Source organism: Enterococcus sp. DIV1067f (assembly GCF_050543505.1).
Taxonomy (GTDB): Bacteria; Bacillota; Bacilli; order Lactobacillales; family Enterococcaceae; genus Enterococcus_D; species Enterococcus_D entomosocium.
The window spans coordinates 90,209-111,614 of record NZ_CP172940.1 but is presented as its reverse complement, the minus strand read 5'-3'; the positions used below and the strand labels follow the sequence as shown (position 1 = coordinate 111,614).

Here is a 21,406-nt window from a genome sequence, read left to right as displayed (position 1 = left end):
TCTCGTTACCCCTTTGATATTTCTAATGCTTTTTTCAAGATTGTTTTATTCATTTCTGAAGCAGAAACATTGGCTTCGTACGTTCGAACCGCTTGCAACATTGCCACCATTTCATCGGCAATATCCACATTTGATTGACCGACATATCCCTCAGCGTTGGCAGCGGGATTGGTAGGATCATAGGTCAGTTTTTCCGTCTCATCGGCAGCGATCCCCGTCACTTTGACACCGTATGTAGCCGGTGTTCCTTCACGACTATTTTTTAAATTTTCTGAAAAAAGAATACTCTTTTTTTGATAAGCCGCGGTTGTTTGTGTTTGATTTGTATTTACATTTGCGATATTGCTGGAGATCGTATCTAGTTTTAACCGTTCCAATGCTAGACCGCTCGCGTTGATCGTTAGTCCGTTAAATATACCCATTTGTTTTTCCTGCGCTTTCTATCAATTACTCAAGACAAGGTTCATCATTTGCAAGCGTCCGTTGACTTGTGCGGTCAATGCACTGTAATACAACCCATTGGCTGCTTGATCCAACATCTCTACCTCAAGATCCACGTTATTGCCGTTGTCTTTGATACTGGTAGTTGCATTTTCAGTGATTTTCGGTTTTACTTGAGAAACTGACGCTTCTGTTACAGCGTCGGTCCCTGACGAAGCGAGTGCCTGCTTTAATTCGCTTTCAAACACGATGCGTTTTGCTTTGTACCCATCCGTGTTGACATTGGCGATATTAGACGAAATCAATTCTGCGCGTTGTGCAGAAACGTTCATAGCTGTTTTTAATAAATCATAGGTATCCAACAATAATTGCTCCTTCCACCTTCTGTACCAAACGTTTTTTTCATCGATGGAACAGAAACAAATATATTTATTTATTTTTTTGTTATAGATTAAAAAAACAAGAAGACGTGATGTCATTATAGTAGAATTATTTTTATTTTACAATTTGATTTTTGCAACTTTACGGATATGACATTTAAGTTACAGACGTGTTATGTTATTTGTTAAACACTGTTTCATCGCAATTTCGTCCCCAGTTATAAAAAGCAAACGATCGATATAAAGCGTTTTACAAGCATATCTATGCCTTTTGATCAAAATCAGTTTTTTGATAAAAAAACAAGCATTATTCGAAAAATTGATTAAAAAATTTTCATTTGTGCCTGATGACATGACAAACCCTGAGAAGCGCTTCACGAAAAAAAACGGTACCATCTATAAATATTCACAAAAATTGCAAGCTGTACCATTTCAACAATTTGACGAAACTTGTCAAAAAAAGAACAAAAAAAGGAGAAACAGAAAATTTATTTTAGTTATTTTTTGGATTATTTTTTTTTGCTATTAAGAATGATTTTAATTCACCGATAAAATAAATGAGGGTTTAAAACCTGGAAATAGAATTTAGGAGGACGCAACAAATGGATTTTTTCTTGCTGATCGGTATTATTTTAGGATTGATATCTGTGGTGGTTGGGATGATTGTAAAAGGTGCCAATGTGGCCGTTTTGATCAATCCGGCAGCCGCGATTATCATTTTCGTCGGTGTGATCGCAGCCGTTATCAATTCATTTCCCAGCAGTGATATCAAAAAAATCCCGAAGATCTTCGGCGTTCTGCTGAAAAATAAAGAATACGACTTAAAAACAACCATCAATACCATCGTTGAATTAGCTAACCAAGCTCGGCGCGATGGCCTACTATCTCTTGAAGGTGCTATCCAAAACTTAGAAGATCCTTTTTTAAAAAAGGGCTTGGAAATGGTGGTGGATGGCATCGCTGCCGAACAGATCCAAGAAATCATGGAAAATGAGATCTATGGGATCGAAGAACGGCATCGCATCGGCTCGGCTATTTTTAAAACCGCCGGCACGAGTTCCCCGACCTTAGGGGTGTTAGGAGCCGTGATCGGGCTGATAGGGGCGCTAGGCAATTTAGAGGATGTAGAAGCACTGGGTCATATGATCTCGGCGGCTTTTGTGGCGACCCTTTATGGTATTTTCTTCGGTTATGTGCTGTTCATTCCTTTTAGCTCACGATTAACTTTGAAATCGGAGCAAGAAGTCCAAATGATGTCGATCATCGTTGAAGGAGTCTTAGCGATCCAAGCCGGACAATCGCCGAAAAGTATTGAGAAAAAATTATACAGCTTGATCGATCCGAAAAAACGGCAAGAACAATTATAAAGGGTGAAGCGACATGAAGCGAAAAAAGAAACATGAAGAACATGTAGACGAAGCGTGGCTTTTGCCTTACTCGGATATGTTGACCTTGCTGCTGGCCTTATTCATCGTCATGTTTGCCATGGCGAAAGTCGATGATGAGAAGTTTCAAGAAATCCGAAGCGAATTCGGCACCATCCTTTCCAGCCACCACAGCAACGCCTCCGTCATCGGGTCAGTGATCGATATGGGCGAGACCACGCCGCGAAAAAAAGCCGCCACTTCTGCCGAAGCACAAGCGCAAGAAGCAGCGGTCCGGACCCAACTGGAAAATCAGCAGCTAGAAAAAATCAGCGACCAGCTGTCACAAGAACTCGCCGCTTCTGGCTTAAAAGACCAGACAGAAGTCCGCTTGGAATCCGATGGCTTGCATATCACGCTAGCCAGCAGCATCTTGTTTGCCTCTGGTAGCGCCGAGATCACGGACACCACTCGTCAGTCACTGGATCTACTATCGGACTCACTGAAAAAACTAAAAGCCAACAAAATCGTGATCGCCGGGCATACCGATAACGTACCGGAAAAAGGCAATGGCCGCTACCAATCTAACTGGGATCTTAGTTCCGCTCGTGCGATTACCGTTATGGAATACTTCATCAGCAAAGGCGCCGTTTTAGAAAAAAATGCTGCCATCCAAGCCTTTGCCGATACCGAACCGAAAGCCGATAACAACACCCCACAAGGCCGCTCGGAAAACCGCCGCGTGGAGATGATCATCCAGCGGACCGAAACGACACAATAGCCCGTAATAAGGTTTTATAAATATCATTATGAAAAGCCAAGATGAGCAACATTCGTCTTGGCTTTTTTGTAGTCTCCTCCTCAACAAACAAAAATCACTCATCAGCCATTCTTGCGAATAGCTGATGAGTGATTTTTTTGCTTGATTTATTTCTCCACTTCAAAACGATTGGTCAATCGCTTCAACTCTTCTGCAATGTCTCTGAGGTCTGCCACATGGTTGGTAAATTCATCCATGGTTGCCAAGACTTCTTCTGCATTTGCGGAAACTTCTTGTGTGCCAGCGGCATTTTCTTCCGTTGATGCGGAAATGTTTTCTAAGTTTTCCAGTACACTGTTTTGAATATTTTCGATACGGGCACTGGCTGCTTCAATATGATGGATGCCTTCGATCATATAGCTGCTGCGTTGGAAAACTTCTTTTGAAGATGAGATCGCTTCTTTGATCAAGTTGGTTTGGCGAACGCCGCCTTTGACAGACGCCGACGTTTGTTTGACCATTTGACTAGACTGCTCACGAATTTCTTCAATGATCGCTTCGATTTCTTTGGTAGAAGCTTTGCTTTGTTCCGCCAATTTACGGATCTCAGCAGCCACGACGGCAAAGCCTTTGCCAGACTCGCCAGCACTTGCGGCTTCGATCGATGCATTCAAGGCTAGCAAGTTGGTTTGGTAAGAAATATCGTTGATGACCCCAATGATCGAGTTGATATTTTGGATACTATCATTCATTCCCGTCATATTCGACATCAAGCGCTCCATCTGTGCCAACTCTTGTCGCCAACTGTCATCGACTTGATCCATGATCGTTAAGTTTTCTTGATTGATCTTCGTAGATTCTTGCGACTTGCTGCTCATGCCGCCAACATTTTCTCGTAATTCTTTCACGACTTGCGAAAGGTTTTGCATTTGAGACACGCTGTATTCTGTTTCTTGGGCTTGAGCACCGGTCACTTCAGCAATACCCGTAATGGTTTGAGAGACTTCTTCTGTCGCAATATTGGTTTGTTTTGACAATTCTAATAAAGAATCCGACATTCCTGCGACACTGTTGCTTTCTTTTTGTACTTTTTGGATCAATGCACCCGTGCCTTCGATCATCACATTGTAATTGTCCGCCATTTGCTGGATCTCATTGCCTGCTTTGTCTGGATAAACAACTCGGCGTGCCCATTGATCCCATGTCCATTTTTCGCCTTTGGCTCTTTTGGTTTTGCTCATCTTCTCTAGTTTGCCTTCACCGACTTTTCTAAAGTAGCGATTGAAGCAATCGATGATTGCTGCGACTACTTTGATCGCGGCATAAGAAACCAGTCCTACAAAGAGCAGCATCAAGATCGTAACGATAATGGTGGTACGGACCAACGCTCCTAACTCTTTGTCTAGATCACTAGCTTTGACTTCGGAGTACGCCCAAACATTGGAATCAGCAGACTTGTCATACAACACATCATTGACTTTATTCGAGTCGCCTAAACCAACCATGCCTGTCGGATCTTTGGCTTCTTTGATTTTTTGGAACACTTCTTCTTCTTTGATATTCTTACCGATTTGCTTGGTATTTTTTGAGGTCACGATGACCCCAGATTCTGAAACTAAGGTGACATTCCCAGTCCGCCCCACGGTAAAGGAAGACAAGATGTTTTGAATGCTTTCATAGGAAACATCGACGCTTAAAACCCCCACTTGATTATGGGAATTTTTGACCCGGATCGAAGCCGACGTCACAAATTGATTCGACACCGTATCTAAATAAGGTGCTGTCCAATACACTTCTCCTTCGGCTTTTACAGCCCCTTTGTACCACGGCCGAATTGTGGGTTTATAGTCATCCGGTAAGGGATTGAAGGTCACATACTCATCATCTTCTGTCCCAAAAGTTACTGCTAAGAAGCTGTTGCTCCCAGCAATCGCTAAAGAAAGATCTGAACGGATACGTCCCATGCTGAATTCTGTTTTCATCGCTGGCAGTTCAGCCATTGATTTCAATTTGCTTTCCGTCGATCGGCGCAAACTCTTTTCTTCCGCCAAGATCAAATTGACGGCACTTTCTTTGTTCAAATCATTTCGTTCAATCAATAAGTTCTTGGTGGTTAGATAGGAACTTGTCAGCATGACAATGATCGGGATCCCCGCAACCAGCATCAAGGTGATCATCACATAAATTCCTATCGTCTTTTTTCTTTTTTTCACAACTGTGCCACTCCTTCATTTCCAATTTCACACGATCCACTGAAGACTCGTCCGTAGACGACCCTTAGTAAGGATAATCGGTCATTTCTTTGAATATTTAAGAGGATTCATTGTCAGAAACGGCTGCAAGCGCATTTTCTTTTTTGCTAAGGCTTACGGTTGCTGTTGTAACGAATAGAAAAGCTCCTCAGTCATCAAGGAGCGTTACGACTGCATAAAAATAGCCAGCACGGAAGTTTCCGCACTGGCTGTAGGGTCCCTTTAATAGGACCGCTTCTATTGCCTATAATTCTTTGATGACGGCTTTTTCTTCCGCCGTCAAAGCGAAATCAAAGAGCGCTAAATTTTCGGCTTGATGTTTTTCTGAATGGGATTTCGGAATCACGATCACCCCACGCTCGATTTGGTAACGCAAGACCACTTGGCTCCAGTTTTTTTGATGCGCTTCCCCGATTTGGGTCAAGGTTTCCCGTGCCGCTTCCGAAATCCGGGAAAGCGGACCCCAGGCTTCTGGAACTACCTGATTGTCTAAGGAATACGAGATGATCGCATCATTCCACTTGCCTGGATGCGATTCGATCTGATTGACCGCTGGTTTGATCCGACTGTTTGCCAATAAATAGCTGAGTTCTTCTTCTTGGAAATTGGACACCCCGATCGCTTTTAAGACTCCTTTATCGACATAAGCCTCAAGAACCGCCCAGACAGCGGCGATCTCTGCCAAGTTGTCCCACGGATGATGGATCAAATAAAGATCGATCGATTCCGTCTGCAAGGCTGCTAAACTCGCTTCGACAGACGCTTTCACGGCAGCTGCATCTTGCGTATGCTCTGGTTTGCCAGGAATCTTAGAAGTCAGGAAAAATTCGCTGCGGTCAATCCCGCTTTCCTTGATGGCTTTGCCAACCACGGCTTCGTTGCGGTAAGAAATTGCCGTATCAAAATGCCGATACCCAAGCTTGATGGCAGTCAACAGCTCTGTCGTATCATCATTGATCGCACCTTGGTATTCTCGGTTTTCTTTCCCAAATGTATTCGTCCCGCTGCCGATCACTGGAATCTGAATGCCGGTATTCAATTCAATCGTTTCCATGCTGCTTCCCCCTTTGTGTTGTTTCTAGTCTATCAAAAAAGCAGGAGTAAGGGGTAGAAAAACTCTTATTGCCGCTAAAAAACGGGGAAAAGCACAAAACGCATGTTCAAGCAGCCCCTCCTCCGTTATACTGAGGGTAAGATGCGAAACACCCAAATAAGGAGGGTTACTTTTGAAAAAAACACTGTTTTTTCTTTGTGGATCACTGACATTCGGTTTAGGTACTTTAGGAATATTTTTGCCTTTCTTACCTACAACCGTCTTTTACTTGCTGACGGCTTATTTCTGGCTGCGGAGTTCCGATACCTATTATCAACGCTTGGTTCAATCAGAAAATTATCAAAAATACATTGAAAAACCACTCGTACAAAAACAGCTGAGCACCAAAGGAATGCTCCGGATGTTTGCCATGATGCTGGTAGTCTTTGCAATTCCTGCACTATTGATCTCCAATCTGCTGGTACGTTTCGTCCTCGCTGCCATCTACCTCGCCCATGTCATTGGGATCACTTGGTATTTAAAAGGACGCAAACCTGCGATCCAAAAAACGGATCAGCCCCTGTAAGGACAAAACTGTACGTACACACCGTAATCCACCAAGCAAGTGAACCTTGCTAGTGGACTGCGGTGTATTTTTTTCTCCTATTTTAGCGGGTACTCACTGACGCCTCTTCGATAATGGGGGCTGATTGGGCGATCGCTAACCAAGCAGCAGGGATCCGGTATGGGGAACAAGAAACATAGTCGATGCCGATCTCTCGCAAAAACGCAATAGAATAGGGATCGCTGCCGACTTCGCCACAAACACCGATCGAGTGCTCTGGCTGCCGATCTCTTACGCCGGCGATTGCTTGACGCATCAACGCGCCAACACCTACCTGATCTAAGTGCTGGTAAGGATCTTGTTGTAAGATCCCCGACTGCAAATAGGCTTGAATAAAGCTGCCGGCATCATCCCGCGAAAAGCCAAAGGTCATTTGGGTCAAGTCATTGGTACCAAAACTAAAGAACGCCGCCTCTTCAGCACACTCCCCAGCAATCAAGCACGCTCTAGGCGTCTCGATCATCATCCCGATCTCGATGTGCAATGGTTGCTTCAAGGTTGCTTCTGCTTGAGTGATCACCTGTGTCAACGTCTCTTTCAACACCTGCAGCTCTGCGGGCAAACTGATCAGGGGCAATAAGATCGCCGCCTCTACCTCGACTCCTTGCTGCCGCAACTCCACAGCCGCTTCACAAATCGCCGCTGTTTGCATTTCATAAATTTCTGGATAGCTGAGTCCTAAACGGCTGCCGCGATGCCCCATCATAGGATTGACCTCTTGCAGTTCGTCAATTCGCCGCTCGATCACTGCCAATGATTTTTTACTGCGGCGGGCCATCTCAAGGCGTTCATGCTCATGGGGCAAGAATTCATGGAGTGGTGGATCTAATAAACGAATCGTGCACTTCTTTCCTTGCGCGGCCTGCAGCATTTCTTGGAAATCGGCTTTTTGATAAGCCTTGATCTCAGCCAAAGCCGCCAATCGTTCCGCCTTCGTTTCTGCCAAGATGACTTCCCGCATTTTCCACAAACGCGCTTCCCCAAAAAACATATGCTCCGTCCGTGCTAAGCCGATGCCCGCTGCACCAAAGGCCAGCGCAGCCTCAATGTCATTTTTCGTTTCCGCATTTGCGTAAACCTTTAGATCTGCCTGGGCTTGTGCCCACGTCAAAAGCTGATCCAGCAAAACCCGCTCCTGTACACTGGTCATAGGCAGCTGCCCTTGATACAGTTTGCCAGTGCTGCCGTCTACGGAAAGTACGTCACCTTCTTCAATCCACAGCTCGCCGCAGCGGGCCTGTTTCAAAAATGTATCGACACTTAATGCCTCGCACCCTACCACACAGCATACCCCCAGACCACGGGCGACCACCGCCGCATGAGAAGTCATCCCCCCACGAGCGGTAATGATCGCTTCACTCACCACCATGCCTTCAATATCTTCAGGTGAGGTTTCCTGCCGCAGCAGCAGGACTTTTTCTCCTGTGCGGCTGGCTTTTTCCGCCGCCTCTGCAGTGAAATAGACATGTCCTGAAGCTGCCCCTGGACTAGCCGGCAAGCCCTGCGCAAAAGCTTCGGCTTGCTGCAAGGCTTCGGGGGCAAATAACGGGTGCAACAATTGATCGATCATTTCTGGTGTGATTCGGTCTAAGGCTTGCCTGATGGTGATCCGACCTTCTGCGACCATATCCGTTGCAATTTGCGCTGCCGCAGCGGCGGTTCGTTTGCCGTTTCTTGTTTGCAAGACAAATAACTGGCCGTCATCGATGGTAAATTCAATGTCTTGCATGTCTTGATAGTGATCTTCCAAACCCTCAGCCAGTTGCTTTAGTTCCTGATAAATCACAGGATGTTGTTGCGCCAACGCTTGGATCGGTTGTGGTGTACGAATGCCAGCAACCACATCTTCCCCTTGAGCACACACTAGAAATTCGCCGAAAAGTCCCGGTTCCCCGGTTGCTGGATTGCGGGTGAAGGCGACACCCGTCCCACTATTAATCCCGCTGTTGCCAAAAACCATTTCTTGAATCGTTACGGCAGTCCCTAGATCGTCAGGGATCCGATGGAGGGAACGGTAGGTCTTAGCCCGTAGGTTATTCCATGAGCGAAAAACTGCCGTGATGGCTGCCAATAATTGCTGAAACGGGTCTTGGGGAAACGCTTCTTGGGTATGTTCCATATAAATACTTTGAAACACGCGGCAGATCATTTGCCAGTCATTGCCGGTCATCATTTGGTCTGACACATAATTCTGCCGTTTCTTATAATCTGTCAAATAGGCTTCAAAGTGTTCTTTTGCTACACCTTTCACCACATCCCCATACATCTGGATCAAACGGCGGTAACAATCATAAGCAAAGACGGGGTCCCCCGTCTGCTGAGCCAACCCTTGGACGGTTTCATCATTCAACCCAAGGTTTAAGATCGTATCCATCATCCCTGGCATGGAAAACTTGGCACCACTGCGGACAGAAACCAATAACGGCGACTGCAGTCCGCCAAATGTTTTGTTCCTGCGGACTGCCAATTCTTCGATGGCAGCTTTGACTTGCTTGATGATCGCCTCAGGAAGAACCTGTTCTTCTAAATAGGTCAGGCAAATGGTGGCCGGGACGATAAATCCCTGAGGAACAGGCAAACCCAAATTGGTCATCTCCGCAAGATTTGCCCCTTTCCCGCCTAATAATGCTTTTTGCTCTTTCGTGCCTTCTGAAAACCATACGACTGCTTTTTCCATCATGTTCCTCCTTTTAAATGTTATATACTATTTCGATTAATTAGCAGTATATAGTATGACATATTTAATCGTCAAGCCAAAAAAGAAAACTTTTAAGGGATTAATCCTTTTTAAAAGAGAAGGATTGCCTTTTCGTTCGGAAAATCATATAATAAATAGCATAGCACATAAAAGAAAGAAGGTGACACATTGGAATTAAGCCAAAGACAAATGAAAATCATTGAGATCGTCAAAGAGCATCAGCCGATCAGTGGGGAGACCATTGCGAAGCAGTTGGGTTTGAGCCGCGCAACCTTGCGGAATGACTTATCGATTTTGACCATGACCGGTTTATTAGACGCCCGACCGAAAGTCGGCTATTTCTACACAGGACAAACCGTTGAGCCTTTGCTTTTCGAAAAACTCTATCATACCAAAGTTGCAGAAGTCATGATCCCACCGTTGCTGATCTCACAAACGGTCTCCGTTTATGAAGCAGTCACGACTTTGTTTATGTACGATGTCGGTTCCCTCTATGTCAAAAATGACCAAGACGAACTGATTGGGGTACTCTCCCGCAAAGATCTGCTGCGCTTTGCGATCAGCAATGCCGCACCGGAAAAAACACCCGTAGCGATGATCATGACTCGCATGCCAAACATCGTGACCATCACACCGGAAGAAACGATCTTGACGGCTGGTACGTTGTTAGGACGACATGAAGTCGATACCTTGCCAGTGGTCGATCCACAGGAACCAAAAAAAGTCATCGGCAAAATCACGAAGACGCGGCTGATGAATTACTTTATTCAAGCAGGCAATGACAGCGACAACACACACTTTTAGGGGGCAAAAACAATGAAGAACGTTCGAATATATTTGATTTCAGATTCCGTAGGCGAAACGGCACAAAAGCTGATCGCCGCCGTTTCCGCGCAGTTTCCCACGATCGACCTTTCAGATATCCAGCTCTTTCCCTTTACTAATGATGAAGAGAGCTTAGGCGAGATCCTCAAAGATGCCTTGCTAGACAAATCGATCGTCGTTACCACCTTAGTCAATAAAGAATTAGTCGCTTTTGTTGATGCCTTTGCCAAACGGACTGGCTTGCAGCATGTCGACTTTATGTCGCCCTTGACCACGATGCTGGAAAAAACATTCGGTGTAGAAGCCGTCCAAGAGCCTGGTGCCTTGCATCGCTTGAACCAAGCATATTTCAGCCGGGTGGCCGCGATGGAATTTGCGGTGAAATACGACGACGGCAAAGACCCACGGGGATTTCTCGATGCTGACTTTGTCCTATTAGGGGTTTCGCGAACCTCAAAGACCCCATTGAGCCTATACATGGCAAATCGCGGCTACAAAGTGGCGAATCTGCCTTTGATTCCTGAAGTCGCTTTGCCAGCCGAAGTGCACCAAGTAGACCCACGGAAAATGGTCGGTTTGACTACGAATCCAGAATCCCTTACGGAAATCCGGCGGTCCCGGATGCATTCATTGGGCTTGAAAGAAGAAACCCATTACACCAATTGTGAACGAATCGAAGCAGAATTAGCCTACGCGAATGAATGGTTCAAAAAGCTGAACATTCCGGTGATCGATGTCAGCAAACGCTCCATTGAAGAAAGCGCGATGCTGATTGAAGAACAAGCCAAAGAACAGGCCCATGTTCAATAAAGACACCTTGGCAAACCTGACCGAGATCATCAACTTGGAAGCCATCCAGCAGCTGCCGAAAGCTACCGAGCATTTTGTCAGCGATCTGCATGGCGAATACGATGCCTTTGACCATATTTTGCGGAATGGTTCTGGCAGTATTCGAGAAAAAGTCGAGACTTTGTTTACCGGTGTCTTGACGAAAGAAGAACAGACCGAACTCTGTTTTGTCATTTATTATCCAGAGGAGCTATTACAAGAACAGGCCTGGACCCCTGCCGATTGGCGCTTGAAGATGGCACAGCTAGTGAAAGTTGCCCGCTTTACTTCCAGTAAATACACACGCTCCAAGGTACGCAAAGCATTGCCGACTTCTTTTGCTTACATCTTAGAAGAACTGTTGTACCAATATGATGCCGACTTCAATAAAGAAGCTTACTATCAGGCGATTTTTGATAAGATCATTGAATTAGAGGCAGCCCCGCTTTTTTGCCAAGAACTGGCGTACTTGATTCAGCGTTTCGTAGTGGACCATCTCCATGTCTTAGGCGATATCTATGATCGAGGACCGGCGCCAGACAAAATCGTCGATCGCTTGATGACTTTGCCTTCACTGGATATTCAGCTAGGCAACCATGATATCTTGTGGATCGGTAGCTTTTGCGGCTCGCTGCCCTGTTTGGCCAATACGATCCGCATCGCTGCTCGCTACGGCAATTTGGCATTATTACAAGATGGTTATGGGATCGATCTATCAAAAGCACTGGCTTTTAGCCAAAAATATTACACAGAAAATGCCGGCTTTTATCCGCAAAAAACAGTGGACCCTTTATCAAGCCAGCAAAAAAAAGCCGCCATGCTTTTGCAGCAGGCATTTGCCATCATCCAATTCAAAGTCGAAGCAGCCGTGATCCAGCGGCGACCGGCATTTGCGATGGCAGAGCGCTGCTTATTGCATCGCTTGTCTCAAGATCGACAACAAATCCAGCTATACCAGACCTATCCTTTGATCAACGGCTGTTTTCAACTAGTAGATCCCGATGATCCTTACCGTTTGACAGCCGAAGAACATGAAGTATTGCAAGATTTGCTGAGCCAATTTCAACGCTCGCCCCGCTTAGCTGCGCATATGCGCTTTTTGGTCGAGCATGGCACCTTGTACCAGCGCTTCAACGACAACCTACTGTATCACGGCTGCCTGCCTTGTCGGGAAAACGGCGATTTCCTGGCCTTTACTTTCCAGCAGCAGCCCTTAGCAGGCAAAGCGTTGATGGACTTTTTTCAGCAATGTTTGCAGGAAAGTTTTGCCCAACCAGAAAACCAAACAGACCTTGCCACCGATATGATCTGGTATCTTTGGTGTGGCGAAGGCTCTTCCCTCTTCGGCAAAAAAGCCATGAAAACCTTTGAGCGCTACTTTATAGCAGATCGCAACACTCATACGGAACAAAAAAATGCCTATTATTCTTTAAGGGAAAACGAAGACTTCTGCTGCCGTGTCCTAGCTGCCTTCGGTCTGCCGCCGACAGGCCACATCATCAATGGCCACACCCCTGTCAAAGTGCGTAAAGGAGAGACGCCCATTAAGGCAAATGGTCGTTTATTGGTGATCGATGGCGGACTCTCTCGCTCCTACCAATCCGTCACAGGCATTGCTGGTTACACGCTGTTGTCAAATTCCTTCGGCATGACCTTAGCAGCCCATCAACCCTTTACAGATCGCCAGCAAGCCATCCAGCAGCGACGTGACATCGTCACTCAGAAAAAAATCGTCGTGCGGCAAACGGAAAGAACAACGGTAGGGCAAACAGATATCGGCAAGCGGCTGCAGCAAGAAAGCCGAGTGCTTTTTGAAGAATTAAAAAATCATCCGATCCCTTGACGAGTCATTCGTCAACCAATCGGATGATTTTTTTTACAGTCCTTTGGAACTATGAAAGGCTTTGAGTTTTTCCAACGCCTGCAGCACAATGATCAAGACCAAGATCGCTAACGCCAAAAAGAGCGTTTCTAACCCTTTTCCTTGCGCTAAAAGCAGCTCTCTTAAAATTGCTGTGATACTGATCAAAATCAAGTAACGCACCGGAATATGGTGACCTTCTTTTACGTAACGCAATAACATCAAAATAATTTCCAGTAAAATAAACAATGTCGCGATCTCTTCGATCAATAAAGAAAGATCGCTAACTTCATGCAGTGGGATCACATGGACAACGATTTTGTAGATCGCTTCCGCCATCACCACCAAAACCAACAGAACCAACAGTCCTAACATAATATCAACCACAACACTAATCAATTTTTCGAAGTGCTTAAAATACTTTCCCATAACACCCCTCCTCGCACTTATTATAGCGAAACTACTCAGAATCACTTTATGATATGCTTGCAAGTGCAGCTTTTTTTATGGAGGCAGTGAATAAAAACGTAAGACAGCTCTTTTCTGTTCCAGCAATCCTCCAAAAAACCTTCCTCTTTGCTACTTTTTGAAGTCTCAGAGTGAGGAATCGCGCATCCTTCGTGCACTTGGTGTGTTCGTGGCTCTGAACATAAGCAAATAAAAAAGCTAGGCTCAAGGCCTAGCTGAAATGGTCCCTTTAGATGAGATTGATTTTTACAGTCAGGCTCAGTGAGCCCCTTCGACTGTTAGATCAACATTTTCACTCGTATCTTCCGCGGCTTCGTCGTCGCTATTGGAGGTTTCTGAAGACGGCTCAGTCGATTCACTGCTGGAGCTGCTTGTTGTAGTACTGGTCGAACTCGTACTGGAAGAGCTTGAAGAACTGCTGCTAGCGCTACTGCTAGACGTATCGCTGGTGGTGGTTGATCCGCCACTCGGCGCGGTACTCGAACTGCTTTCGCTACTTGCAGAAGTGCTGACGCTAGGCTCTGTCTCTGCTTCACTTACGGAAACAGACGTGTCTTCATTTGTCGACGCTTCGATCGAGCGACTAGTCGTTGAAGACGATGTGTAAGAACTAACACTGGCTTCATAAAAAATCTGACTGGAATCAGAGGTTTCTTCGATACTGCTGCTTGCTGTCTGGTAAGGTGGCTCGGAGGAACTACTGGAAGAATCTCGTACAAAGGGCGCGGCCACAAAGGCATTGGCATCTTGATTGATCGCCACACTTAAAAAAACCGCAACAAAACAACTGACTAATGCCGACTGCATATTGAACTTGAATTTCATCGCACTCCCCATCCTTTCCCCAAAAATGTGGTTGGACCTTCCGATAACGCTCTATCTCATTCTTATATTATACAAAAAAAAGCAATCGTCAACAAATTAAGTTTTATTTTCAAAGATGACAAAGACATGAATGCCCGTTGCGCAACAAAAAAAGCCCGAGGGCGACGGATGCTTGTTCCTCTGGCTTTAATGATTCCTTTATTGTTTAACCCCTTCTATTTATAAGTTACGCAGATGGTTGGGGTCATGGATCGGTGCTTCAATATCGCTGTCTCCCATGCGGGGCGTTGGATGGACGGACTCATCTGGCATTGCTGTTTCGCCTGGTAACGGTTGATCGATGATCGGACCAGTATCTGCATCACGATCGGTTATTTTGTCCATCGGCTGATAATCGTAGACGCCGACAACGAGTTTGTCTCGTTCAAGGTCATCACGATAACCATATAACGGATCATGCTCATCATGCCTATGATCGGAATCGCCGAAAGAAAAAGCATCTTTGATTTTTTCCCAAAGCGAACGATCTTCATCCTCACTAGCTGCCTGCTCCACTTCCACATCATCGATGGATTCTAACCCAAATTGATCGATGACTGTTTGATTCGCAAACAGCCCGATATCCTCTTTGCCATAGCCTTCGTTTGTCAATTGCTCAATAACCGGTAATACTTCTGTTCGAGTGTCGTAACTGCCAATAATCGTTAGGTTTCTGTTGTGCATGTGAAATCCTCCTTATTTTGTGTACGCTTCGATCGTTCTGGTTCTGAAGCAATTCTTTTAAAACTAGCAATTTCTATTGCTTCTTTCATTCTAACGCAGGGTTCTATGATTGACCAAATAGTTTGATTGCGCTTACGAAAAAAAAGTAGTTTCTTGAAAAACCGCTAATAGCTTAGTAAAAGCTTGATCCATCATAAAAAAACCGCGTGAGCCAATGGCTTGCACGCGGTTTTTTTGCTTGTTACTTGGAAACGATCAGTTTTTGACCGACAAAGATCGTATAGCTGCTGTTGATGTTGTTCCATGATGCGAGTTGGCTGATGCTGGTGTTATATTTTTGTGCCAGTGACCATAAGCTGTCCCCTGATTTCACCGTGTGCGTCTTCGTTGAACTGCTGCTGGTATTCGTATTAGAAGACCCACTGCTAGCAGACGTCAAGTAGGCACCACTGACCCAGCCTTTGCCAGAAACATAATACCATTTGTTCGTGCCATTGACGGTCGTCCCGGTTTTTGTTGCGGTAACCGTGACGGTTGCTCCTTTACTTAAAGAACCAGTAATACTACTGCTGGTAGAAGCATCGGAACGAACATTTAAAATCTCGGTGGTTTTCATTTGCTGATTTGTGGTTGTTGAACCGTTATTATTGGAAGAGCTGCTGGTTGTTGTCAAGTAGGCACCACTGACCCAACCTTTGCCAGAAACGTAGTACCACGTTTTATTGCCTTCCACTGAAGTGCCGTTCTTTTTCGCTGTCACGGTAACGGTCACCCCTTGACCAAGCGTTGTCACGACACGGCTGCTGGTAGAAGCATCGGAGCGGACATTCAATGCGGCCGTCGTTTTCATTTGTTGATTGATACTTGAACCATTGTCTTCTTTTTCCGCTTCAGAAGAATTATTGTTGGTCACTTCAGTAAGGTAGGCACCGCTGACCCAACCTTTGCCAGAGACATAATACCAATTTTTGTTGCCATTGACTGATGTGCCGGTTTTCATGGAAGTGGCAGTAAAGGTCGTGCCTTTGCTAAGTGACCCTACCACTGATCCGCTAGTGGACGCGCTAGAACGAATATTCATCGCTTCCGTCGTCTTCATTTGCTTGTTGATCGTCGTACCGGAATTGCCATTGTCAGAACCGGTGTTGCCTGATCCGCTATTGTTGTTTGAAGAGTCGGTCGAAACCTTCGTCAAATACGCGCCGCTGACCCAACCTTTGCCAGAAATCTTATACCACGTGGTGTTGCCATTGACGCTGGTGCCGGTTTTGGTCGCCGTTGCCGTAAACGTCGTATTAGCTGCTAACGAACCAGTAATAGAGGCACTGGTGGAAGCATCGGAACGAATATTCATAGATGACGTGGTTTTCATCTGCTGATTGATCGCTGTTTCATCACTGACGATCGTTTCATTGCTATTGCCGCCACCTGTGTTTGAGCTGCCAGTATCATATTGCGTTAAATTATACGTACTGATCAAATTGTTTAATTTGCTGGCATAAGAAGTATCGGTTGCATACCGCCCTTGTAGCCAAGCGGTTGCTTGCGTGTAAGAGGTCGTATTGCTTTTCCATGCACCGCTGTAATAGTAGTTGCCGCTAGAAAAACTCGTGTTGCGCAACACATATGCATTGTCTTCAAAAGACTCTTTTAATGATGGGTATTTCCGAAACTTAGCGCTGATCAAATAATAATTGCCGGAACCATCATCTTCATAGGTATCCATCGTCACGTATTGGCCGTTGTAGCTGCCTTTGATCCCAAACATATTGTTGGCTGTGGTCGTCAAAGTCGAGGCGCCCCAACCTGATTCCAAAATCGCTTGTGCCATCATAACAGAGGCATACAGATCGTTTGCTGCCGCCACTTCCGTTGCATAGCCGCAAATCTGACTGATAAAGGCAGCCGGATCGATCGTTGCCCGTGAAAATAATGCCCGACTAGTCAAATCAGAAAGGGCTGATGGTACTTCATCTGCTTCTAAGACTTCATCACTAGCGACTGTTGTGCTTTCTGTCGTCGCTGTTTCTGATCCCTCAGTAACTGCTTCAGCTCCTGACTCCTCCGTTATTTCCGAAGTTTCTTCGGTCACAACAGGTGCTGTCGTCGATTCTGTCGTTTCCTCAACCGGCGTGCTGTCGGTTTCTGGTGTAGTGTTTGTTGTTTGTTCAACGACCTTAAGGTCATTGCTGGTCTCTGTCGTTGCCGTTTCAGCCGCATGCCCTAAGGTCGGGATAAACGTTGATCCCGCTACTAAAGTAGTAGCCATCGTAATACTTTTTTGGGTATATTGCGTGCGCTTCAAGCGCTTTTCTAAGCGGCGTCGTTCTTTACGAATTGTCATTTAATCCCTCCGTCGTATTAGCCTTTTTTTATTGTAACACGATTTATTAAAAAATGGGGGGTTAAGATGAAAAAACAGTGAAATCAACGAGATAAATTCTTGCTATGAAACAGTTTTCTCTTTTGCTTCATCAGCCAATACTCTGTTCTAAAAAAAGAAAAAAGAGTTGTTTTAGCACCAAAAAAGCAGCCTTTATCAAAAAGACTACTTTTGGTGAATTGTTATTTAATAACAGGTGCGGGCTTTTTGGTTTTTTTTAGCATCGCATAGCCTATGTTGAGAACAAGCCCAAAAACGGCCAAGAAAATTGCCGTATAGAAGGCTTTTGTATAATCTCCTTGGTTACTTTCTGCGATTGCTGCTGCCACTCTGGGGCCAAAGAATGCCGCCGTAGAATAACCAATAAAGACGATTCCATAGTTGACCCCTTGATTGATCGGTCCGTAATTTTCCATAACGATCGATGGGAATACCCCCATCACGCCCCCGAAGCACAGTCCTAAACCGATGATCCCGACAGTGAAGATCACAGTTGTTTGACCAAGCGTCAATAAGAATAAGGACAATGCCACCACGCCATAGATGATCATCAACGTATTCGTCCGACCAATTTTATCAGAAACGGTGCCCCAAAGGACACGACCAAAACAGTTGCTCAATGAGTACAAGCTGACATAAAAGGCAGCGGCCGCTGCCGTCAAACCAAACATACTTTGCCCGATCACTGAGGCGTTGGAAGCAATCATCAAACCTGAGAAAGCCCCTACCCCTAACATAACAATAATCAAGTAAAAAGTTGGTGTCTTCAGCATGTCCAACCAATTTAGATTGATTTGAGGACCATTTTTTCCTTGATCCGCTGGTTGCCAACCTGCTGGACGGTAATTTTCTGGTGCTTTACGAATAAATAGACTAGCCACCAAGACGATCACGATATAGGCAATTCCTAAAATCCGAAACGCCGCTAAGACATCTTGTGATTCGATCAAACGATTCGCAATCGGTGCGGCAATAATCGCTGCCCCACCCATACCTGCTGTGATCAAGCCCGAAGCCAGTCCCCGTTTATCCGGGAATAACCGAATCGTATTGCTTAAACAAGCCGAATAGGCAAAGCCTTGCCCTAAACCAGCAAAGACTCCATAAGTCAGGTACAGCATAGCGGGTGAGTTGACCAAACCCGTCAGGAAGAAACCTGCTCCGAACAACACGCCTCCACCAGCGATGACCCATCTAGCGGCTCCTCGGTCTGTCAGCAAACCACCCAAAATCATGGTAATCGGGCCAACTGCGGCATTGATGGTAAAGGCTAGCATGATCTCTTCCATGGACCAACCTTTTAATTGACTAAGAGGTCCTGCAAAGACACTAAAGGCATATACAGCGCCCGTACACAGCAACACTGCGGTCGAAGCGATCAGAATCAGCCAGCGATTGATTTTTGTTTCCATTTTTTCTCTCCTTTGTTTTAAGCATGTTACTTTATTCACATGTTTTTTCAAAAGCTAGCGCGCGTGACGAGTCACAACGCGCAAGGCTTTTTATTCGAGATGTTCTGCGACTGCTGTCTTTCCAGCAATCCGGCCAAAAGTGAAGATGTCTGTCAACGAATTGCCGCCTAAGCGATTGCCGGCATGGATCCCCCCAGCAACTTCTCCTGCTGCATACAGTCCTTCAATGATTTGATTTTCCTTCGTCAACACATGGGTTTGCGGATCGATCTTCAATCCTCCCATCGTGTGGTGAACCGCTGGTTTTCTTGGTGTGGCATAGAAAGGCGCTTTTTCCACTTTCAAGTCGAAAACATCTTTGCCAAACTCTGGGTCTTTCCCAGCATCCACATAGCTGTTGTATTTCGCAACGGTCGCTTCTAAGACGGTTGGATCGACATTGATCTGCTCTGCCAGGCCAGCCAAGGTCTCACTACGGAACAGCGTACCAGCAGCTACTTGCTTATCGATTTTTTCTTGGCTCGTGTTATAAGCGGTTTTCTTGATCTCTTCATCCGCGATCAAATAGAACAATCCGCCATTATCGATCGCCGCTTGGGTCAATACATCGCGGCTTTCGTACTCATTGACAAAGCGCTCCCCCTTTTGATTGACCATCACAAAGTTAGCTGGCGGCACTTGCAGCCCACTGAATAAAGCCCCTGTGCTCGGATCAGATACGGGCATCATTTGTGAAAAGCCCATGCCAACAAGGTCCGCGCCAGCACTTTCCCCTAGTTTGATCCCGTCACCAGTGATCGCTGGTGAATTTGACGTTTTGATATCGTCTTCGATCTCTGTCCAATAGGTATTGTATTGTTTCAACATTTTGGTGTTCGCTCCGAACCCGCCGGAAGCCAAAATCACTGCTTTGGCATGGATTGTGATTTTTTGACCGTTACGGCCTTCCCCGATGATTCCAGTAACCTTACCATCTTCGATCAATAATTCTTTGACAGGCGTATCGGTTAAGATCGTTCCGCCATGTTCTTTCACGAATTGATGCAAAGCCGATACAAAGGCATACCCTTCGTTTTTGACTGGTTTATGCCCACGGCGCCATTTCGCTCCTACTGGCATATCGACATTGTTCATATCAAATTCTACGCCGATTTCTTCTAACCATTTCACTGAGGCCAATGCTTGATCCGTCAAGATTTTCACTAGCTCGTACTTCCCATGGATCGGTTGCCCATTCAAATCTTTGCGTTTTCCGCCTAGATAAGTTTGGATTCGATGCCACAAAGCAGAATCAAACAAGTATTCTTTTTCTGGCGTCGTTTCTGAAAGATACGCAGTGATTTGTGCCTTCAAAGCTTTGAAGTCTGGCAAGTATTCTGCATCGATGTCTTGTTCATCGATCGTCAGCACTTCTTCTAAAGCACTGCGTTCGCCAGGCAATGCGGAGAAGCCGTTTTGCCATTTTGGATCCGCAGCATTCATCGGTCCGCCAGTACGTACGGTATTGCCGCCGATCGCTGGGAATTTTTCTACTAAGATCACGTCTTTATTGGCTTGCAGCACACTGGCAGCTGCACTCAGACCTGCGCCGCCGCCACCTACGACAACGACGTCGGTAGTATACGTTTCATCTTCTGTTTGCAAAGCACTGGCGGCTTTTGGACGTTTGCGCAAGACATCTGGGTTCGCACCAGCCATTTTCACGGCTTTTGCTACCCCATCGACGACACCGTTACTAGTAACCGAAGCACCAGAGATCGCATCGACATTTAAGGTTTGCCCTTCAATGATCTCTTGAGGGATCCGTACGAAAACGACATCAGCGATCCCTTCTGATTCACCAGACGTATCGATATCGATGGCTTCGATCCGTTCTTCGCTCAATTTGACGACCATTGGTAGATCCCCGTTATGTCCTGGTGCTGTGACGGTATATTCGCCAGGCTCATAAACGACTTCTTCTGGTACGTTCAACAAATTAGCGACTTCCGTAAACCGAACGAACTTGCGGAAACAGCTTTCCAAAAAGTCGATCGTTCGTTGATCTTTTAAATTGCCTTGTTCATCAAAGGCTTGATGCGCACGTCCCAACAAGAACTCATTTCCTGGCATGACTGTCGCATTGACACCTGGAGCGTCAAGGATTTGGCGCAAATGAAGCTGTGCTCGGGAGGAGCCTTGCACATCGTAGGATGCGCCGACGATCATCACTGGTTTGCCATCAAAGGGATGGAGATTGAAGGAGAGCCATTCCAAGACGCTTTTCAATGCGGAAGGAATCGAATGGTTATGCTCTGGTGTCGCAATGATCACCCCATCGGCTGCTAAAATCTTGCTATTTAACCGTTGGATCACTTCACTATTGGTTTGATCTTGTGTTTCATTGAACATTGGAACATCCTTGATTTCCAGCAGTTCAATTTCTGCTAGGGCAGCAAATTCTCGCTGCATAAACGCTACTAATTGGCGATTGGTCGATTTTTTGGCGTTCGTTCCGATTAGGCCGACAAATTTCATGACTAGTTCCT

Annotated in this window: 17 protein-coding genes; 6 read left to right on the top strand and 11 right to left on the bottom strand. The window is 45.7% G+C overall.

Features of this window, described 5'->3' with window-relative positions:
- Positions 1 to 5: 5 nt before the first annotated feature.
- Together flgC and flgB are read right to left on the bottom strand one after the other, a co-directional pair.
- Positions 6 to 422: a flagellar basal body rod protein FlgC gene (gene flgC, locus IGJ42_RS00490; protein ID WP_005232807.1), complete on the bottom strand. Its 417-nt coding sequence runs from the start codon at positions 420 to 422 to the stop codon at positions 6 to 8.
- Between the two features lie 21 nt (positions 423 to 443).
- The gene (gene flgB / locus IGJ42_RS00485; protein WP_034872092.1) at positions 444 to 803 is read right to left on the bottom strand and encodes a flagellar basal body rod protein FlgB; all 360 of its coding nucleotides are present in this window, start codon (positions 801 to 803) and stop codon (positions 444 to 446) included.
- A 620-nt stretch (positions 804 to 1,423) separates the two neighbouring features.
- Between flgB and motA the strand changes: the two genes are divergently transcribed.
- Both motA and IGJ42_RS00475 read left to right on the top strand, forming a co-directional pair.
- The gene (gene motA, locus IGJ42_RS00480; protein ID WP_005232810.1) at positions 1,424 to 2,188 is read left to right on the top strand and encodes a flagellar motor stator protein MotA; all 765 of its coding nucleotides are present in this window, start codon (positions 1,424 to 1,426) and stop codon (positions 2,186 to 2,188) included.
- Positions 2,189 to 2,201: 13 nt separating this feature from the next.
- Positions 2,202 to 2,966, top strand: a complete 765-nt coding sequence (locus IGJ42_RS00475; protein ID WP_008376629.1) for an OmpA/MotB family protein — start codon at positions 2,202 to 2,204, stop codon at positions 2,964 to 2,966.
- 146 nt (positions 2,967 to 3,112) lie between these two features.
- On the opposite strand, the gene IGJ42_RS00470 is transcribed toward IGJ42_RS00475, so the two are convergent.
- Together IGJ42_RS00470 and IGJ42_RS00465 are read right to left on the bottom strand one after the other, a co-directional pair.
- A complete protein-coding gene (locus IGJ42_RS00470) occupies positions 3,113 to 5,158 on the bottom strand; it encodes a methyl-accepting chemotaxis protein (RefSeq protein ID WP_008376630.1) in 2,046 nt (681 codons plus the stop codon).
- Between the two features lie 283 nt (positions 5,159 to 5,441).
- Entirely contained in the window at positions 5,442 to 6,251 is an 810-nt protein-coding gene (locus IGJ42_RS00465; protein WP_144330744.1) for an aldo/keto reductase family protein, read from the bottom strand.
- Positions 6,252 to 6,423: 172 nt separating this feature from the next.
- Here IGJ42_RS00465 and IGJ42_RS00460 point away from each other — a divergent pair, with 172 nt between their 5' ends.
- The gene (locus IGJ42_RS00460) at positions 6,424 to 6,816 is read left to right on the top strand and encodes a YbaN family protein (RefSeq protein WP_144330743.1); all 393 of its coding nucleotides are present in this window, start codon (positions 6,424 to 6,426) and stop codon (positions 6,814 to 6,816) included.
- 82 nt (positions 6,817 to 6,898) lie between these two features.
- Here the strand turns inward: IGJ42_RS00460 and ppdK are convergent, their stop codons facing one another.
- Positions 6,899 to 9,532 (bottom strand): pyruvate, phosphate dikinase, encoded by a 2,634-nt coding sequence (gene ppdK, locus IGJ42_RS00455; protein ID WP_144330742.1) that lies wholly within the window; start codon positions 9,530 to 9,532, stop codon positions 6,899 to 6,901.
- A 189-nt stretch (positions 9,533 to 9,721) separates the two neighbouring features.
- Between ppdK and IGJ42_RS00450 the strand changes: the two genes are divergently transcribed.
- From IGJ42_RS00450 to IGJ42_RS00440, 3 genes are read left to right on the top strand one after another with little or no spacing between them, the layout of a single operon-like run.
- Positions 9,722 to 10,357, top strand: coding sequence for a helix-turn-helix transcriptional regulator (locus IGJ42_RS00450; protein ID WP_005232817.1), 636 nt, complete (start codon positions 9,722 to 9,724; stop codon positions 10,355 to 10,357).
- Positions 10,358 to 10,369: 12 nt separating this feature from the next.
- Entirely contained in the window at positions 10,370 to 11,188 is an 819-nt protein-coding gene (locus tag IGJ42_RS00445) for a pyruvate, water dikinase regulatory protein (RefSeq protein ID WP_005232818.1), read from the top strand.
- On the top strand, positions 11,178 to 13,049 hold the full coding sequence (locus tag IGJ42_RS00440; RefSeq protein WP_429968964.1) for a fructose-1,6-bisphosphatase: 1,872 nt from the start codon (positions 11,178 to 11,180) through the stop codon (positions 13,047 to 13,049). The genes IGJ42_RS00445 and IGJ42_RS00440 overlap by 11 nt, the downstream gene beginning before the upstream one ends.
- 33 nt (positions 13,050 to 13,082) lie before the next feature.
- On the opposite strand, the gene IGJ42_RS00435 is transcribed toward IGJ42_RS00440, so the two are convergent.
- The 6 genes from IGJ42_RS00435 to IGJ42_RS00410 form a co-directional block, all read right to left on the bottom strand.
- Positions 13,083 to 13,496, bottom strand: a complete 414-nt coding sequence (locus IGJ42_RS00435) for a phosphate-starvation-inducible PsiE family protein (RefSeq protein WP_005232820.1) — start codon at positions 13,494 to 13,496, stop codon at positions 13,083 to 13,085.
- Between the two features lie 297 nt (positions 13,497 to 13,793).
- Positions 13,794 to 14,360, bottom strand: coding sequence for a hypothetical protein (locus IGJ42_RS00430; RefSeq protein WP_144330740.1), 567 nt, complete (start codon positions 14,358 to 14,360; stop codon positions 13,794 to 13,796).
- Between the two features lie 219 nt (positions 14,361 to 14,579).
- On the bottom strand, positions 14,580 to 15,083 hold the full coding sequence (locus tag IGJ42_RS00425; RefSeq protein WP_430615851.1) for a general stress protein: 504 nt from the start codon (positions 15,081 to 15,083) through the stop codon (positions 14,580 to 14,582).
- 241 nt (positions 15,084 to 15,324) lie between these two features.
- The gene (locus tag IGJ42_RS00420; RefSeq protein WP_016611624.1) at positions 15,325 to 17,427 is read right to left on the bottom strand and encodes an SH3 domain-containing protein; all 2,103 of its coding nucleotides are present in this window, start codon (positions 17,425 to 17,427) and stop codon (positions 15,325 to 15,327) included.
- 221 nt (positions 17,428 to 17,648) lie between these two features.
- Positions 17,649 to 18,878: an L-lactate MFS transporter gene (locus IGJ42_RS00415; protein ID WP_016611625.1), complete on the bottom strand. Its 1,230-nt coding sequence runs from the start codon at positions 18,876 to 18,878 to the stop codon at positions 17,649 to 17,651.
- Positions 18,879 to 18,968: 90 nt separating this feature from the next.
- Positions 18,969 to 21,395, bottom strand: a complete 2,427-nt coding sequence (locus IGJ42_RS00410) for a flavocytochrome c (protein WP_429968963.1) — start codon at positions 21,393 to 21,395, stop codon at positions 18,969 to 18,971.
- Positions 21,396 to 21,406 lie beyond the last annotated feature (11 nt).